The following is a 12034-nucleotide window of genomic DNA, read 5'->3' as shown; positions in this document are numbered from 1 at the left end:
CCGAAAGCGCTGCAGCCACCCTGTAGCCGAGCGTCCGGACACAAACGACATAGCTTGAAATAGTCGCCAGGTTGAAAGGCCCAAGGACGCACCTTATATAGCCTATCGTTGTTCACTCTTCCCTCTGGAGCCTGCCGCACCATGATGCGCATATTCTTGTTTCTGGCCACCAACCTTGCCGTCCTGGTCATTGCCAGCATCACCCTGAGACTGCTCGGAGTGGATCGCTACACAGGCACCAACTACGGCAGCCTGCTGGTCTTCTGTGCCGTGTTCGGCTTCGCAGGCTCGCTGGTCTCGCTGTTCATTTCCAAGTGGATGGCCAAGATGAGCACCCGCACGGAAGTGATCAGCCAGCCCCGCACACGCCATGAGCAATGGCTGCTGCAGACCGTCGAAGAGCTGTCCCGCGAGGCCGGCATCAAGATGCCCGAGGTCGGTATCTTCCCCGCCTACGAAGCCAACGCCTTCGCCACCGGCTGGAACCGCAACGACGCCCTGGTCGCCGTCAGCCAGGGCCTGCTCGAGCGCTTCTCACCGGATGAGGTGAAGGCCGTGCTGGCCCACGAGATCGGCCACGTGGCCAATGGCGACATGGTGACCCTGGCACTGATCCAGGGCGTGGTGAACACCTTCGTCATGTTCTTCGCGCGCATCTTCGGCAACTTCGTCGACAAGGCGATCCTCAAGAACGAAGACGGCCACGGTATCGGCTATTTCGTCGCGACCATTTTCGCCGAACTGGTCCTGGGCATCCTCGCGAGCATCATCGTCATGTGGTTCTCGCGCAAGCGCGAATTCAAGGCAGACGAGGCCGGCGCCCAACTGGCCGGCACCAGCGCCATGATCGGCGCCCTGCAGCGCCTGCGCAGCGAACAGGAAGTACCCGTGCAGATGCCCGACTCGCTGACCGCATTCGGCATCAACGGCGGCCTGAAGAACGGCCTGGCCGGACTGCTGATGAGCCACCCGCCGCTGGAAGAGCGTATCGAGGCCCTGCGCCGCAGAGGCTAAAGAAACGGCAGACGCAAAAAGGGCGACCCAGGTCGCCCTTTTTCATTTCAATCCGCCAGCAGCCAGGCCTCAGCTCGAAGCGTACACACTCGCCTCGATATCCATCCCGGCATCGCGCATCTGCGCCAGCTTGTAGCGCAGGGTCCTGGCACTGATACCCAGACGGTCAGCCGCCTCCTTGCGACGCCCGCGCTCGGCCCGCAGGGTATCGATGATCAACTGGAATTCTCGCTGCCGCAGGTCGTCCTCAAGCACTCCCGATACCACCTCCGCCACCGGTGCCTCCACGACAATCTGCGCAATGTTCATGTCCAGGCACAGGTCAGCCGGCTGGATGATGCCGTTCTGCTGAAGAATCAGCGCACGCTGGATCGAGTTATCCAGCTCTCGCACATTTCCCGGCCAGGCATGCGCACAAAGGCAGGCACGCGCCTCGGCGGACAACCTGGGTACGGGCTGGTGCATTCTCGCCGCATGGACGCTCAGCAGGCGCTCTGCCAGCGGCAGGATGTCAGCCGGACGCTCACGCAGGGACGGCCAGGCCAGGGGGAAGACCGACAGCCGATAGAACAGGTCCTCACGAAAACGCCCTTCCCGCACCTCGTCGATCAGGTTGCGGTTGGTCGTGGCCAGGATGCGGATGTCCAGCGGCGTGGGACGTCGGGCACCGACACGCTCCACCTCACGCTCCTGCAGGACACGCAGCAACTTGGCCTGGAGGCCGAGGGGCATCTCGGAGATCTCATCGAGCAGTAGCGTCCCACCGTCGGCCAGTTCGAACTTGCCAGGCTGCGAGGCGATGGCTCCGGTGAAAGCACCCTTCTCGTGACCGAACAGTGTGGCCTCGAGCATGTTGTCCGGAATCGCGGCGCAATTGATCGCAATGAAGGGTTTCTGCGCCCGGGCGGACTGCTCATGGATATAGCGCGCCAGCACCTCCTTGCCGGTGCCTGACTCCCCCGAGATCAAGACGGTGGAATCGCTTTTCGCTACCCGCGCGGCCAGCGCCAGCAACTGCCGACTGGAGGCTTCGCAAGCCACCGGGCCTTCCGTTTCATGCACGATGCCGCAGGCATGGCGTGCAATTAGTTCCAGCAGCGTCTTCGCCTCGAATGGCTTGACCAGATAATCGACCGCTCCCTGGCGCATCGCATCCACGGCCCGCTCGACCGCCGCATACGCTGTCATCAACAGCACCGGCAGGTGCGGGTAGCGCTGGCGGATCAATGACAGCAGCGCATGGCCATCCATGCCCGGCATATTCACGTCACTGATGACCAGGGCGAAGTGCTCTTCGGCCAGCAACGACAGCGCCTGCTCGGCGCTTCCCACCGCACGATAGGCATAGCCTGCCAGCTCCAGCGTATCCGCCAGCGCCTCGCGCAAGGCACGATCATCCTCTACCAGCAGAATCCTGACCGTCATTCGTCACTCCGTCCGGGTGGGTTGCCAGGCAGCAAGGGCAGGACCAGCGTCACGCAGGTACCACGCCCAGGCCGCGAAGCAATCGATAGTTGGCCGTGGTGCGCGCGCACTACGGTCTTGGCGACGGCAAGACCGAGCCCGGTCCCCGTCGTGCGTGTCGTAAAGAACGGCTCGCCCAGGCGCGCCAGATGCTCCCGGTCCAGGCCGGGACCGTTATCGCTGACGCTCAGGCGCAGATCATCTGCGCGCCGGTAGGCGTGCACCTTGATCAGTGCACCGCTCCCCGCCGCCTGGCGCGCATTCTCCAGCAGGTTCAGCAAGACACCAACCAGGGTGTCGCGGTTGCACAGCAACTCACCCTCGACAGCGTCGCATTGCCAACGCACCTGCACATCCTGCAACAGGCACTCGGATGCCTCGCGCATCGCATCGAACAGCCCCCTCACCGGAATGCGATCATTCAGCGGCAGGTCACCCCGAGCGAAGACCAGCATGTCCCGCACCTGCCGCTCCAGCTCGTGCAGACGTTCTTTGAGACGGCCGCTGAAACGCTGGCGCTGCTCCTCTGCAAGCCCACCGTCGTGCAGGTGGCTGGCATACAGCAGGGCCGAGGACAGGGGTGTACGAATCTGGTGCGCCAGGGAAGCGACCATCCGTCCCAGCGCAGAAAGCCGCTCGTTGTGCGCCAGACGCGCCTGCAAGCGACGAGTTTCGGTCAGGTCGGTCAGCAGCACCAACTGCCCCGGCTCGCCGCCCAGCGAACGAGTCGCGATGGACACTCGTCGGCCGTCGCGCAGGGAAATCTCATGGCCGTCGTCCTTGCGCGGCGCGAAGCTGCGGGCGATGACGTCACGCCAGAACAGCCCCTGCAAGGGCGCACCCAGCAGCTCGATGGCCACCGGATTGGCCTCGCGCACCCGCCCATGGCCGTCGATCACGATGACCCCACCGGGCAAAGCATCCAGCACGCACTGCAAGCGATTGGCCAGGCGCTCGGTTTCCGCCAGCTCACCGATACGCTGGGTATTGGCGTGCTCCAGTTGCCCCTGGAGTTCGGCGACACGCGCATCCAGCAACGCCTGGGAGACATTCAACTGGCTGGAAACCTCACGCACGCGCTCAATCGACACCCCTGGGGTGTTCTCGCTCGTTTCTGGAAGATGAACACTGCTCACACGATGGCCCATATCCGTCAAAAAGATGGTCGTCGAGTCAGAGGGAGCAATGTTCGTGCCCGCTTGTCAGCGGGCACGGTACGTAGGGAATGGGGAGGAAATACTGAAGCGGCGGGAAACCGAGGAATCAGCCTTCGCCGCCCTCGTCGTCACGGCGATTCATGCCGTACTTGCGCATTTTCTCGACCAGCGTGGTACGCCGGATACGCAAGCGTTCAGCCGCACGCGCAACCACGCCACCGGCATCGTCGAGGGCCTGGTTGATCAAGCCCTGCTCCAGATTGCCCAGGTATTCCTTGAGGTCCAACCCCTCCACCGGCAGCATCGCGGGAGCCGTCGTGGCCACCAACGGCGCGGTGATCGCTGCACGCTCTTCCATCTCGTCATGCAGGCTGGAGGCGTACTGCTCATCGTCATCGTCGACATGGCGAAACTTCTTCGGCAGCTCCATGACACCGATCACGCCATAGGGATGCATGATGGCCATGCGCTCGACCAGATTGGCCAGTTCGCGGACGTTGCCCGGCCAGTCATGCCGGCAGAGCGACATGATGGCTGCCGAGTTGAAACGAATGGAGCCACGCTTTTCGTTTTCCATCCGCGAGATCAGTTCGTTGATCAGCAGCGGAATGTCTTCGACGCGCTCGCGCAACGGCGCCATCTCGATGGGGAATACGTTGAGCCGGTAGTAGAGGTCTTCGCGGAAGGTCCCTTCCTCGATCATCTTCTCGAGGTTCTTGTGGGTCGCCGCGATGATGCGGACATCGGCGTTCTGCGTGCGATTGCTGCCGACACGCTCGAAGGTGCGCTCCTGGAGTACGCGCAGCAACTTGACCTGCATGGGCAGTGGCATGTCGCCGATTTCGTCGAGGAACAGCGTGCCACCCTCGGCCAGTTCGAAACGCCCGGCACGCGCAGTGATGGCACCAGTGAAAGCGCCTTTCTCATGACCGAAGAGTTCGCTTTCCAACAGTTCTGCGGGAATGGCGCCACAGTTGACCGGAACGAAGGGCGCCTGACGACGCTTGGAGTGGTAATGCAAGTTGCGAGCAACCACTTCCTTGCCCGTTCCCGACTCACCCAGGATCAGCACGCTCGCCTCGGTATCGGCGACCTGCTGCATCATCTGCCGAACATGGTGTACGGCGCGGCTGGTGCCCACCAGGCTGCGGAAGAGATTCGGTTCGCGCTGGCGACCACGCGCACGCGCCTGATCGGACATCTCGCGGTAGACCTGGGCGCGATGCAGGGAATCGAGCAGCTTGTTGTAGCTAGGGGGCATTTCCAGGCTGGTGAGGATGCGACGGCGCAGGTCTTCCGGCCAGTCGGCCGGTATGGGCTCGTCGATCAGCATCAACGGCACATGCTCATCCCATTTGCCCAAGTCCTTCAGCAGCCCCAGCACCCCTCCGGCACACGCAACGGAGCCGAGCAGAACGCTATTCACGCTGCGCTCGTTTTCCAGGGCGGAAACCTGCTCTCGCCAGTCCCGGCTGCTACAGGAGAGGTGATCTTCACTGAGAAAACTCAGGATGACAGCCAGATCGCGACGACGCTCAGCATCGTCATCTATCAACAAAATCTTGGTTTCACGCCACATCTTGTTTATAGGGCTCTATTCAGGCTGGAGAAATGACCCGCGCGTTTCCAGGAATGAACACGCCCTGTCCCGGCAGATGGCCATTAGTTAATTAAAAAAAACAGGCCTAGTCAAATTTATGGCGTGATTTAAAGACAAAAAATCAAAATAAAGCTGCTTCCAAATATTTTCCCCATGAACAGAAAAAAACATGAGGAATCAACACCCTCCGGAAGCAGCAAAAGGTGCGCTGGATCAATAAAAATCAGCCAAACATCTGGTAGACCTTTACACCCTGCTTCGACTGGTTCACTTGCGTCAGTTCCGCCGCCAGGCGCTGGCGCTCGGATTGGCAGCGACTGACCAGTTCACGATAAAGCGCCTGGAGCTGCTGCAGATATTCGCGCGTGAGTGGGTCGTCACGTTGCGGCTCGCGCATGGCTTCCTCGACGACCTGCCGGCACTGCAAGTCGAGCGTGCCGATGGCTTCCCAGTCCTCATGTTCCAGCGCATGTCGCAATGCACTGTTGGTTTGCTCCAGACGTTTCACGGCGGCATTCATGACATTACTCCAGAGAAGAACTTCGATTGTCGCGCCCGACAATGACATTATGACTGCCATTATATCGGCGTTCGACAAACGGACTTTACAAACTCAGTGACGGTCTCGCAGGCCAGTTGGAACGCTGGGCATATCGACGGACTCCCATGGCCCGTCGAGCCGGCCGGAACAATACCAGCCATCGCTCCAGCGATAATAGAGGCGTTCGCGATAGTACACCTCCCCTTCCAGCACGTAGACACCCAGGTTGTTATCCCAGTGCGCCCGCCCCTGCGGAGGTGGTGCATAACGCGGATGGGCTTTCTGCACCGAGGGCACACGTGGAACTGACGGGACCGTATCAGGCCGCGACTCGGACGGGCGCGGCCTGGCCGGCGCGTCGGGCTCCACCGGCGGTGGCGGTGTGTAAGGGTTGCTGCCACAGGCCGCCAGCACCGGCAGAACCAGTACCAGCAGGGTACTCCTGAACGTGCGCAGACCTGTCATCGTCAAAAACCTCATGGAACGCTACCTTTCAGGGGCTCTGCCTGGACACTTTTTAGTAACCGGGCTGGGCACATGCGCTCGATGGGTATCGCTGCGCTCAACCCATCCTACGTATTCGCCCGGAGCTTGAGCGAGCACGTGTTCCATCAGCTCAAGTGACAAGAAACCGCTACTTGGTATCCGGTTGATCGATCAGCAGCTTGAATATCTTGCCATCCGCATCGGCCGTCTTTAACGGCTCGCCCTGGCCGACCCACTCGCCCTGCATCGCATTGCCGTCCCTGGAAATACGGGCAACCAGCTGCACTTCATCGAAGTTCGACAGCTTCAGCTGCGGCATCATGGCATCTTCATCGCCCAGCGTCAGGCTCGCCGGCAGGTCCGCTGCGGTCAGGCGCTTGGCGGCCAGAGGAATGGCCGGCCCCTGGGCTGCCCGGGCAAAGACGAACAGGCTATCGCCCGGCTGTACGTTTGCACGCAGCGACTCGGACAGGCTGACCTCGATCCGAAGGCTCAGCGTCACCGCAGGCGCTTGCGCCTCGACCGGCTCGCCCATTTCCTGACGTGCGCGGGCGATACCGCCCTCGATGGCAAGGCGGGATGGATCGTCGGCAGGCAATACCGCGACCAGGCGCTGCCAGAAACCGACGGCATCGGCATAGCGCTTCTCTTCATAGGCCGCGATACCCAGCAGGCCCAGCGTCGTCACTTCGTTCGCATCGCCCTGCAGGGCCTCATCCGCCAACGCCTGCAACCCGGGTGTCCAGGTTCGCTCGCTGGCAAAGTATTGCGCCTGCGCCCACTGGCCAAGCAGTTGCGGATCACGTCCTGCCAGCTCAACGGCCTTGCCGAAAGCCGGCACCGCATCCACCGCACGCTCCTGGCTCATATAGGTACGCCCGAGGAAGTACCAGGCTTCGGCGGAATCCGGCTGCACCTTCACGGCGGCTTCCAGGCGCTCCAGCATCTCCGCGGCAGTGCGTGGCGGCTCGGCGAACTGTCGAGTCAGTTGCAGTCGGTCGCTAGCACCCCAGTGCAGGTAGAGCCCCAGGCCCAGCAGCGGTACCAGCAAGGCCGCGAGCAGCGGCGCCGCCTTGCCCAACGTGGCGGAGCGCGGGCCGCTCGTCTGTTCGGTGTCACCCAGCAACTCGCGGGCGGCATCGGCACGTCCGGCTTCCGATTGCGCATCGCTCAGGGTTCCGGCCGAACGCTGGGCCTCCAGCTCAGCCAGACGCTCCTGATACAAGGCGACATTCAGGGCAGTGCGGTCTTCCTCCGTCTGGGCACGGCGCCCGCGCAGGATAGGCAGCAGCAGAAAAGCCAGGGCCAGTAGCAGCAGCAGACCCGCGAATATCCAGAAATCGATCATGGTTCTTTCTTGTCCAGCAGCGAGGCGAGGCGTTCACGCTCGGCCTCGGAAAGCGTATGGGCCGCCACATCCGTGGCGGCACGGCGACGGCGCACGAGGATCACCGCCAGCACTGCGAACCCGCCCAGCAGGAGAATGCCCGGGCCGTACCAGAGCAGCAGGGTCTTGTCGTTGAGCGGCGGACGGTAGAGCACGAAGTCGCCGTAGCGCGCGACCAGGAAGTCGACGATCTCCTCGTTGCTCTTGCCTTCTTCCAGCATGCGGAAGATCTCCTGGCGCAAGTCCATGGCAATCGGCGCATTGGAGTCGGCGATGTTCTGGTTCTGGCATTTCGGGCAGCGCAGCTCCTCGACCAGAATGCGGTAACGCGCGCGCTCGGCCTCGTCACGGAACTCATAGGCATCGATGGCGGCCTGGGCCGCGCTTGCCATGGAAAGCCCCAGCAGCAGGGAAGTGATGAACTTTTTCATTCGTCTACCAGCTCCTGATAGAGCGGCGCCAGTTGCTCGCGCCAGACGCGGTCGTCGATGACACCAACGAACTTGTGCCGAATGATGCCCTGACGGTCGATCAGGAAGGTTTCCGGCGCCCCATAGACACCCAGGTCGACGCCCAGACCGCCACTCTCGTCGCGCACATTGAGCTGATAGGGGTCATGGAATTCGCGCAGCCACTTGATCGCGTCAGCGTTGATGTCTTTGTAGTTGACGCCGTAGATGGTCACGCCCTGCTCTGCCAGGCGATTGAGTACCGGGTGCTCGACCTTGCAGGCCACGCACCAGGTGGCCCAGACATTCACCAGCGCCGGCCCCTTGAGGTCGGTGCGAGTGATGACACGCTGCTCGTCCTCGACGGACGGCAGGGAGAACTCCGGCAGCGGCTTGCCGATCAGCGCCGAAGGCAAAGCCGACGGGTCGAGGAACAGGCCGCGATAGAGGAATACCGCCACGACCAGGAACAGCACCAGCGGCAACAGCAATAGCAGGCGTCTCATGTCAGGCTCCCTGAGCGGCGAGGCCCAGCGCCTCGCGTACACGCGTCTTCACCTTGACCCGGTAACGGCGGTCGCTGGCGGCCAAGGCACCACCCAGCGCCATCATCAGGCCACCCAGCCAGATCCAGCGCACGAACGGCTTGATGTGCACGCGCACGGCCCAGGCGCCGTTTTCCAGCGGCTCGCCCAGGGCGACATAGAGGTCACGGGTGAAGCCCGCATCGATACCGGCTTCGGTCATCGGCATCTGCTGCACGGTGTAGAGGCGTTTCTCCGGGTGCAACACAGCGATCTCTCGCGCGCCGTCGAGAACGCGGATGGTCGCCTTGTCGGAGGTGAAGTTAGGCCCCTCATGGTGTTGCGCACCCTCGAAGACGAAGCGGTAGCCACCCAGCTCCAGAGACTCTCCCGGAGCCAGACGCAGGTCGCGCTCAGAGCTTTGCTGACTGGTCAGTACGATGCCGATGGCACAGACCGCAATCCCCAGGTGCGCCAGTTGCATGCCCCAATAACTGGGCGACAGGCTGCGCACGCCCTTGAGCAGACCCTTGTGGCGAGTCTTGTCGAGCAGGTCACGCAGGCAAGCCAACACCACCCAGGCCGACAGCAGGCAGACCGCCAGCACCGCCCAATGGAAATCGCCCAGCAGCAGCGAGCCAAGGAAGCCCAGCACGGCACTGCCAACAAGGACCGGCGCCAGCATGCCCAGCAGCCACTTCATCGGCGTGTCCTTCCAGCGCACCAGCACACCGACCGCCAGCGCCAGCATCACCGCCGCCATCAGCGGCAGGAACATCGCATTGAAATACGGCGGGCCGACCGACAGCTTGGCGCCGGACAAGGCATCCAGCAGCAACGGATAGAGCGTGCCCAGCAGGATCATCGCAGTGGCGACCACCAGCAGCAGGTTGTTCACCAGCAGTAGGGTTTCCCGCGACCAGAGACCGAAGCCCACCTGGCTCTTGACCACCGGCGCACGCAACGCGAACAACGCCAGCGAACCACCCACCACCAGCAACAGGAAGCCGAGGATGAACACACCTCGCTCAGGGTCGGTGGCGAAGGCATGCACCGACGTCAGCACGCCGGAACGTACCAGGAAGGTGCCCAGCAGACTCAGGGAGAACGCGGCGATGGCCAGCAGTACCGTCCAGCTCTTGAACACACCGCGCTTTTCCGTGACCGCCAGCGAGTGGATCAATGCGGTGCCGACCAGCCAGGGCATGAAGGAAGCGTTTTCCACCGGGTCCCAGAACCACCAGCCGCCCCAGCCCAGCTCGTAATAGGCCCACCAGGAGCCAAGCGCGATACCCAGGCCGAGGAACGCCCAGGCCACCAGCGTCCAGGGCCGCGACCAGCGCGCCCAGGCCGCATCCAGGCGGCCACCGAGCAGCGCAGCGATAGCGAAGGCGAACGCCACGGAGAAGCCCACGTAGCCCATGTAGAGCATCGGCGGGTGAACGATCAGGCCGAAGTCCTGCAACAGTGGATTGAGGTCGCGCCCGTCCGCTGGGACGTTGGGAAGCAAGCGCTCGAACGGGTTGGACGTCATGATCAGGAACAGCAGGAAGCCAATGCTGATCAGCCCCATGACACCCAGCACCCGCGCCAGCATGTCTTCCGGCAACTGCCGCGAGAAGATCGCCACGGCGAAGGTCCAGCCCGCCAGGATGAACGCCCACAGCAGCAAGGAGCCCTCATGGGCGCCCCAGACGGCGCTGAACTTGTAGTACCAGGGCAAGGCGCTGTTGGAGTTGCCGGCCACATAGGCGACGGAGAAGTCGTCGGTCATGAAGGCGTAGGTCAGGCAGACGAAGGAAAACCCCAGGAACGCGAACTGCCCCCAGGCTGCCGGCTGCGCCAGCCCCATCCACAGCCGGTCGCCACGCCAGGCACCGATCAACGGGAAGACCGCCTGCACCACCGCCAGGCACAGGGCGAGGATCATCGCCAGATGGCCGAGTTCGGGAATCATTGCCCGGCCTCCTTGCGGTTGGCGGTGGCAGCGTCGTGTTGTTGCTTCATGCCGCTTTTCTCCAGCGCCTGCATCACTTCCGGCGGCATGTAGTTTTCATCGTGTTTGGCCAGCACTTCGTCGGCAACCAGTACGCCCTGCTCGTCCACACGACCCAGGGCGACGATGCCCTGCCCCTCGCGGAACAGGTCGGGCAGGATGCCCTGGTAGCGGATACCCACCGAGGCCGCACCATCGGTGACCCGGAAATCGACCGTCAGCGAGTCGGAACTGCGCTTGAGCGAGCCCTCCTCGACCAGCCCACCGGCACGAATCCGCGTGCCCACGGGCGCTTCGCCATGGGCGATCTGCGTCGGGGTATAGAACAGGTTGATGTTCTGTTGCAGCGCCGTCAGGGCCAGGGCCACGGCGATGGACACGCCGGCGAGTATCGCCAGCACGATGAACAGGCGCTTCTTGCGTACCGGATTCACTTCATTTCCTCCCGGCGCAGACGGCGCGCCTCATCCTGCAGGTAACGCCTGCGCGCCAGCAGCGGCAGGATCACATTCAGGGCCAGCACGGCCAGGCTGACGCCATAAGCCGCCCACACATACACACCATGGGTTCCCATGGCGACGAACTCGGCAAACGACGAAAAATTCATCCGCGCTTCTCCACCTGTGCCTCGACTTCTGCCCTGGCCCAACTGCTGCGCGCCTCGCGCCGCAGCACCTCGAGACGCATGCGCACAAGCAATACGGCACCGAAGAACAGGTAGAAACCGAGCACCATGATCAGCAGCGGCAGCCACATCTCGACGGGCATGGCCGGTTTTTCCGTCACGGTGAAGGTGGCGGGCTGGTGCAGGGTGTTCCACCACTCCACCGAGTACTTGATGATCGGTATATTCACCACGCCGACGATGGCCAGCACCGCACAGGCGCGCGCGGCGCTATCGCGGTTACTGATGGCCTGGCCCAGGGCGATGACACCGAAATACAGGAACAGCAGGATGAGCATCGAGGTCAGGCGTGCATCCCACACCCACCAGGCACCCCAGGTCGGCTTGCCCCAGACCGCCCCGGTGAACAGCGCGATGAAGGTCATCCAGGCGCCGATGGGGGCCGCCTGTTGCAGGGCAACATCGGCCAGTTTCATCTTCCACACCAGCCCGACCAGGCCGGCGACCGCCAGCATGACGTAGATCGACTGGGCCAGGAACGCCGCCGGCACGTGGATATAGATGATGCGGAAACTGTTGCCCTGCTGGTAATCCTGCGGCGCGAACGCCAGCCCCCAGACCGTACCGACGACGATCAGCAGCGCGGCGCTCCAGGCCAGCCAGGGCAGCCAGCGCCCACTGATCCCATAGAACCACTTAGGCGAACCCAGTTTGTGAAACCATGTCCAGTTCATCGGATGACTCATCATTGTCGTGAGGCCCGCACGGACGGACCCCGGCTAATCGCATGG

The 12034-nt window shown here is 62.9% G+C and carries 13 protein-coding genes; 1 reads left to right on the top strand and 12 read right to left on the bottom strand.

Going from position 1 to position 12034, the window contains the following annotated elements; genetic code table 11:
- The first annotated feature begins 141 nt into the window (after nucleotides 1-141).
- Nucleotides 142-1014 carry a protease HtpX gene (gene htpX, locus HW090_RS15680; RefSeq protein ID WP_179114402.1) on the top strand — a complete coding sequence of 291 codons (873 nt, stop codon included), beginning with the start codon at nucleotides 142-144 and terminating at the stop codon, nucleotides 1012-1014.
- Nucleotides 1015-1083: 69 nt separating this feature from the next.
- On the opposite strand, the gene HW090_RS15675 is transcribed toward htpX, so the two are convergent.
- The 12 genes from HW090_RS15675 to HW090_RS15620 form a co-directional block, all read right to left on the bottom strand.
- Nucleotides 1084-2439 carry a sigma-54 dependent transcriptional regulator gene (locus HW090_RS15675; RefSeq protein ID WP_179114401.1) on the bottom strand — a complete coding sequence of 452 codons (1356 nt, stop codon included), beginning with the start codon at nucleotides 2437-2439 and terminating at the stop codon, nucleotides 1084-1086.
- On the bottom strand, nucleotides 2436-3626 hold the full coding sequence (locus HW090_RS15670) for a PAS domain-containing sensor histidine kinase (protein WP_179114400.1): 1191 nt from the start codon (nucleotides 3624-3626) through the stop codon (nucleotides 2436-2438). Before HW090_RS15670 ends, HW090_RS15675 begins: the two co-directional genes overlap by 4 nt.
- 115 nt (nucleotides 3627-3741) lie before the next feature.
- On the bottom strand, nucleotides 3742-5214 hold the full coding sequence (locus HW090_RS15665) for a sigma-54 dependent transcriptional regulator (RefSeq protein ID WP_179114399.1): 1473 nt from the start codon (nucleotides 5212-5214) through the stop codon (nucleotides 3742-3744).
- A gap of 244 nt (nucleotides 5215-5458) precedes the next feature.
- Complete coding sequence (locus tag HW090_RS15660; RefSeq protein ID WP_179114398.1) at nucleotides 5459-5755, bottom strand: flagellar protein FliT; 297 nt, start codon at nucleotides 5753-5755, stop codon at nucleotides 5459-5461.
- A 93-nt stretch (nucleotides 5756-5848) separates the two neighbouring features.
- Nucleotides 5849-6256: a hypothetical protein gene (locus HW090_RS15655; RefSeq protein WP_179114397.1), complete on the bottom strand. Its 408-nt coding sequence runs from the start codon at nucleotides 6254-6256 to the stop codon at nucleotides 5849-5851.
- Between the two features lie 154 nt (nucleotides 6257-6410).
- Complete coding sequence (gene ccmI / locus HW090_RS15650; protein WP_179114396.1) at nucleotides 6411-7610, bottom strand: c-type cytochrome biogenesis protein CcmI; 1200 nt, start codon at nucleotides 7608-7610, stop codon at nucleotides 6411-6413.
- A complete protein-coding gene (locus tag HW090_RS15645) occupies nucleotides 7607-8080 on the bottom strand; it encodes a cytochrome c-type biogenesis protein (protein WP_179114395.1) in 474 nt (157 codons plus the stop codon). Before HW090_RS15645 ends, ccmI begins: the two co-directional genes overlap by 4 nt.
- Entirely contained in the window at nucleotides 8077-8604 is a 528-nt protein-coding gene (locus tag HW090_RS15640; RefSeq protein WP_179114394.1) for a DsbE family thiol:disulfide interchange protein, read from the bottom strand. Before HW090_RS15640 ends, HW090_RS15645 begins: the two co-directional genes overlap by 4 nt.
- A gap of 1 nt (nucleotide 8605) precedes the next feature.
- Complete coding sequence (locus HW090_RS15635; RefSeq protein ID WP_179114393.1) at nucleotides 8606-10579, bottom strand: heme lyase CcmF/NrfE family subunit; 1974 nt, start codon at nucleotides 10577-10579, stop codon at nucleotides 8606-8608.
- Entirely contained in the window at nucleotides 10576-11052 is a 477-nt protein-coding gene (gene ccmE / locus HW090_RS15630; protein ID WP_179114392.1) for a cytochrome c maturation protein CcmE, read from the bottom strand. Before ccmE ends, HW090_RS15635 begins: the two co-directional genes overlap by 4 nt.
- Nucleotides 11049-11225, bottom strand: a complete 177-nt coding sequence (gene ccmD, locus HW090_RS15625; protein WP_179114391.1) for a heme exporter protein CcmD — start codon at nucleotides 11223-11225, stop codon at nucleotides 11049-11051. Before ccmD ends, ccmE begins: the two co-directional genes overlap by 4 nt.
- Nucleotides 11222-11977, bottom strand: coding sequence for a heme ABC transporter permease (locus tag HW090_RS15620; protein WP_179114390.1), 756 nt, complete (start codon nucleotides 11975-11977; stop codon nucleotides 11222-11224). Before HW090_RS15620 ends, ccmD begins: the two co-directional genes overlap by 4 nt.
- Nucleotides 11978-12034 lie beyond the last annotated feature (57 nt).

Origin of the sequence: Pseudomonas sp. ABC1 (assembly GCF_013395055.1) — a bacterium.
GTDB lineage: Bacteria > Pseudomonadota > Gammaproteobacteria > Pseudomonadales > Pseudomonadaceae > Stutzerimonas.
The sequence above is the reverse complement of the archived record's forward strand: the minus strand, read 5'-3'. Positions and strand labels throughout refer to the sequence as shown.

Excerpts from the sequence above, each read along its gene's own strand:
- htpX (WP_179114402.1), top strand. The coding sequence starts at position 142 with ATGATGCGCATATTCTTGTTTCTGGCCACCAACCTTGCCGTCCTGGTC.
- HW090_RS15675 (WP_179114401.1), bottom strand. The coding sequence starts at position 2,439 with ATGACGGTCAGGATTCTGCTGGTAGAGGATGATCGTGCCTTGCGCGAG.
- HW090_RS15670 (WP_179114400.1), bottom strand. The coding sequence starts at position 3,626 with ATGGGCCATCGTGTGAGCAGTGTTCATCTTCCAGAAACGAGCGAGAAC.
- HW090_RS15665 (WP_179114399.1), bottom strand. The coding sequence starts at position 5,214 with ATGTGGCGTGAAACCAAGATTTTGTTGATAGATGACGATGCTGAGCGT.
- HW090_RS15660 (WP_179114398.1), bottom strand. The coding sequence starts at position 5,755 with ATGAATGCCGCCGTGAAACGTCTGGAGCAAACCAACAGTGCATTGCGA.
- HW090_RS15655 (WP_179114397.1), bottom strand. The coding sequence starts at position 6,256 with ATGAGGTTTTTGACGATGACAGGTCTGCGCACGTTCAGGAGTACCCTG.
- ccmI (WP_179114396.1), bottom strand. The coding sequence starts at position 7,610 with ATGATCGATTTCTGGATATTCGCGGGTCTGCTGCTGCTACTGGCCCTG.
- HW090_RS15645 (WP_179114395.1), bottom strand. The coding sequence starts at position 8,080 with ATGAAAAAGTTCATCACTTCCCTGCTGCTGGGGCTTTCCATGGCAAGC.
- HW090_RS15640 (WP_179114394.1), bottom strand. The coding sequence starts at position 8,604 with ATGAGACGCCTGCTATTGCTGTTGCCGCTGGTGCTGTTCCTGGTCGTG.
- HW090_RS15635 (WP_179114393.1), bottom strand. The coding sequence starts at position 10,579 with ATGATTCCCGAACTCGGCCATCTGGCGATGATCCTCGCCCTGTGCCTG.
- ccmD (WP_179114391.1), bottom strand. The coding sequence starts at position 11,225 with ATGAATTTTTCGTCGTTTGCCGAGTTCGTCGCCATGGGAACCCATGGT.
- HW090_RS15620 (WP_179114390.1), bottom strand. The coding sequence starts at position 11,977 with ATGAACTGGACATGGTTTCACAAACTGGGTTCGCCTAAGTGGTTCTAT.